Annotated in this window: 4 protein-coding genes; all 4 read right to left on the bottom strand. The window is 60.0% G+C overall.

What is annotated here, in order from left to right; translation table 11 throughout:
• Positions 1–199: 199 nt before the first annotated feature.
• Positions 200–1,321, bottom strand: a complete 1,122-nt coding sequence (locus LI94_RS20470; protein ID WP_016889182.1) for an acyl-CoA dehydrogenase family protein — start codon at positions 1,319–1,321, stop codon at positions 200–202.
• 66 nt (positions 1,322–1,387) lie between these two features.
• Positions 1,388–3,013, bottom strand: a complete 1,626-nt coding sequence (locus tag LI94_RS20465) for a fatty acid--CoA ligase (RefSeq protein WP_046286959.1) — start codon at positions 3,011–3,013, stop codon at positions 1,388–1,390.
• Positions 3,014–3,027: 14 nt separating this feature from the next.
• Entirely contained in the window at positions 3,028–3,681 is a 654-nt protein-coding gene (locus LI94_RS20460) for a transglutaminase domain-containing protein (protein WP_012394811.1), read from the bottom strand.
• A partial coding sequence (locus LI94_RS20455; protein ID WP_046302366.1) for a cytochrome P450 occupies positions 3,678–4,161 on the bottom strand: 484 nt, incomplete at its 5' end. The genes LI94_RS20460 and LI94_RS20455, both read right to left, overlap by 4 nt.

Below are 4,161 nucleotides of genomic sequence, written 5' to 3'. Positions count from 1 at the left end.
AGATGTGTATAAGAGACAGGCAGAAGAACCAACGAACTCATTGCCTGAAGAACTCATTGCCTGAAGATAGGAGCATCTGGTATCAACTCCCGAAGGGCACCCGATCCGCAATGTCCACCCATTTCGTGGCGATACGGCACCACTGTCGATGCCATCACCCTCACAGGTGAGTAATGTGCAGGTGGCAAATCGTTCAGGGTCATAGGGAACGCGAGATGATTTCCTTCATCACCTCATTTGTGCCGGCGTAGATTTTCTGCACGCGCTGGTCCACCCACAATCTCGAGATGGGATACTCGGTCATGTACCCATATCCGCCGTGGAGCTGCAAACAGTCATCGAGCACCTTCATCGCTCGCTCAGTGGTCCACCATTTCGCCATGGCGACGGTCTGGACGTCGAGTTGGCCCGCGAGGTGTAGGTCGATGCAGTAGTCCAAAAATACTCGTGCGATGCGCGTTTCGGTTGCAGCTTCGGCCAAGATGAATTTCGTGTTCTGGAAGCCGAAGACGGGCCGTCCGAACGCTTCCCGCTCACGGGTGTATTTGAGTGTCTGCTCCACGGCAAGTTCCATCGCCGCGACCGCCCCAACCGCGACGATGAGCCGCTCTTGAGGTAGCTGCGTCATCAGCTGAATGAAACCCTGACCCTCGGTCTCGCCCAGGAGGTGCGAGCGGGGAACTCTTACGTCGTCGAAGAACAACTCGGAGGTGTCTTGTCCGCGTTGGCCGATTTTGTCGAGGACCTTGCCGCGCCGGAATCCGGGTCGATCGGCTTCGGCGACGATCAGCGAGATGCCGGCGGCGCCCTGACTTGGATCTGTCTTGGCGACGACGATGATCAGGTCGGCTTGCTGACCGTTGGTGATGAAGGTCTTTGCGCCGGTGATCACGTACTCGTCACCGTCAAGAATTGCTTTGGTCTTGACACTCTGCAGATCAGAACCGGTCCCTGGCTCCGTCATGGCGATAGCACCGATCATTTCGCCTGAGGCCATCTTGGGCAGCCACTGCCTCCGTAGTTCTTCGGCCGCATACTGGAGGATGTAGTGCGCGACGATTCCGCTGTGCAGCCCTGCGCCCCATGAGCTGTCCCCGACTCGGGCTTGCTCTTCGAGTACGACGGCTTCGTGCGCGAATGTGCCGCCTCCCCCGCCGTATTCTTCGGGTATGGACATGCAGAGCAGGCCTAGTTCGCCGGCTTTGTGCCACAATTCTCGGTCAACTTGGTGCTGGTCTGCGAAACGTTGCGCATGTGGTGCCAATTCGGTCGAGAAGAACTTCGCGGCAAGGTCACGAAGCTCGAGCAATTCGGCGCTCATCCAGGGAGAAATTGATGCTGTCACAGGATTCCCTCTCGGCTGTTCAATATCAATGGGTTTGATTTCTTAGGACGTTTCGATCTGATACTCGCCGGCGGAGTGACGCGCGCGTATGGCCTTCTTGTCGTATTTTCCGACGCTTGTTCGGGGAATCTCAGACACGAAGCTCCACCGCTCCGGGATCCACCACTTGGCGACCTTGTCCAACAGAAACGCGCGCAGTCGGTCGATGTCGACCTCGGCTCCACGGTGAACCACGACCAGGGCGAGCGGTCTTTCCTGCCATTTGTCGTCGGGAACTGCCACCACCGCAGCCTCGTAGATCGCCGGGTGACCAATCAGCGTGTTTTCCAGCTCGACTGAGGAGATCCATTCTCCACCTGACTTGATGACGTCCTTCGCACGATCGGTCAGCGTGAGATACCCGTCTGGGTCGATCCGGCCGACGTCGCCGGTGCGCAGCCACCCTCCGTCGAACTTGTCCGGATCATTTTCGCCGAAGTAGGCGCCGGTGATCCACGGGCCCCGCGCCTGTATTTCACCCACTGATCGACCGTCCCACGGCACGGTCTTCTTATGGTCGTCACGCAACCGGATCTCGACACCGCACATCGGCCGACCCTGGCTTTCGCGCATCTCCCACGCACGGGTCTCGCCTACTCCGTGCGCTGCGCGTGCGACGGTAGCCAGCGGCGAGGTTTCGGTCATGCCCCATGCCTGCACGATAGGCACGTTGTACTTGTCTTCGAATGCCCGCATCAGCGAGACGGGGACTGCCGATCCCCCGCAGGCAACCAGCCGAAGTGAGGAGATATCCCGGGCGGGATTCGATTCCAGGTATCGATCGACATCGTTCCAGATCGTCGGCACTGCACCGGCGATAGTCGGCTGAGTCTCTTCGATGATCGACACCAGCGGCGCGGCCTGCAGATGGCGATCGGGTAATACCAAGTCCGCACCAGACATCAACGCCGCGTAGATCAGTCCCCACGCATTGGCGTGAAACATCGGGACAATGGCCAGGATACGGTCGGCCTCGCTCACTGCCAGGGCGTTCGACGTGCAGGCGGTCAGTGCATGTAGGTAGGTCGAACGGTGGCTGTAGACAACACCTTTGGGATTTCCAGTAGTCCCGCTGGTGTAGCACATGGCCGCGGCGGAACGCTCATCGATCTCGGGCCAATCGAAAGTCTCCGGTTGCTGCGCCAGGATCTCCTCGTAACGCAACACCGTCTTCCCGCATCGCTGCAGCGGAGCGAGGTCGCCGCCCCCGGTGGCGATGACCGTATGCACCGACTCCATCGCTGGTAGCGCACTAGCCAACAATGGCGCAACCGACGCATCCACCAGGATGATCTGATCGCTGGCATGGTTGGCGATGTACGCGAGTTGCTCTGGAGCCAAACGAATGTTGAGGGTGTGCAGCACCGCGCCCATGGAGGGAACCGCGCAGTAGGCCTCGAGATGCTCTTGGTTACTCCACTGAAAAGTGGCCACCCGTTGATCTGCCGTTATTCCCAGCCCGCGCAACGCATTGGCAAGTCGGCCCGCTCGCCCCAGGACGCTACGGTAGGACATACTTCGGCATCCAGTTCCGTCGGGGGTGATCACCTCGCTGTTTCCGTGAATGGAGGCGGCATGGCGGACAATTGCCGAGATTGTGAGCTGGACGTCTTGCATCGTGCTGTGCATTTCGCATCGGCCCTTCAGGCGAACAGGTCTGGATGGCGACTCGCATCGCCTATGAGCGTCCCGTAGTGGGTTCTGAGCGCTTGCAGGATCTCTGCCAGCGGTAGATCGTCGAAGGCGCCTCGATCCCTCAGATATTCCATGTGTTGTGTGCCGTCACCGGCGAACCCGTGCAGCAGGGCGTCTGTGCGCCCGTCGAAATCAATTGGCGGGACGCCGAACCGTGCGCATAGCTCGCGATTGAACGCCGGAGTTGCCTTGACCCAGACACCGCAGAGATGCATGAGGCTGTATCCGTGGTAGACGAATACGTCGGTACCGCCCATCCGCTCACGCAATGTCTCGGTCTGAAGGTGGTTTCGGACATCGGCGAACCCCAGCCGCGCTGGGATGCCTGCTGCTCGGCAGGCCGCCGTCAAGAGCACCGCCTTCGGGACGCAGTAAGCGCGGTCTGCAGTTGCGATGGTGCTGGCGCGATACGCATGCGGGTCATCGGTCACGGTGTAGGGGTCATACCAAATCGAGTCGCGGACCGCAGTGAAGATGGCTATGGCCTTCGTGGTGTCGTCGACCGCGCCGCGGGTCGCCGATGCAACGAAGTCGCGTACCGATTCATGTTGCCAATCGAGGAACTCCGTGGGCTCCAGGTAAGGCGAGTTCTCACCGCTCATCGGTGCCGCAACGTCACAGGCAGTCCGTCCACGGGAATGGGCAGCGAGGTGTTGTCCCAACGCACGTGATAGTCGTTTGGGACCGTCCAAGTGTAGGTACGCAACATCTGGTGCAGGATTGCCTTCACCTCGAGTGTGCCGAACTGCATCCCAATGCATTTGTGCGCCCCCCCGCCGAACGGCACCCAGGCGAATCGGTGCTGTTGGTCCTCGCGCCGGGGCTCATCGAAGCGCGACGGATCGAAACGGTCCGGGTCGCTCCATATTCTGCGGTCGAAGTGATTTACGGCGGGTGTGATTGCGCACAAGGTTTCACGGGGGATGTGATAGCCGTCGATGGCGACATCGCGGACGGTCTTGCGCATCACCAGCGGAACGGGCGCCAGCAGACGCAGAGCTTCTTTGAGGATCAGATCGAGGACCGTCATCTGCTCCAGTTCGTCGATATCTGGCGAATCGTCACCGAAGGACCTGTCTCTT

Origin of the sequence: Mycobacterium sp. UM_Kg27, assembly GCF_000972905.1 — a bacterium.
Classification (GTDB): Bacteria; Actinomycetota; Actinomycetes; order Mycobacteriales; family Mycobacteriaceae; genus Mycobacterium.
Note: the sequence above shows the minus strand (reverse complement) of the source record. Positions and strands in the feature narration are given on the sequence as shown.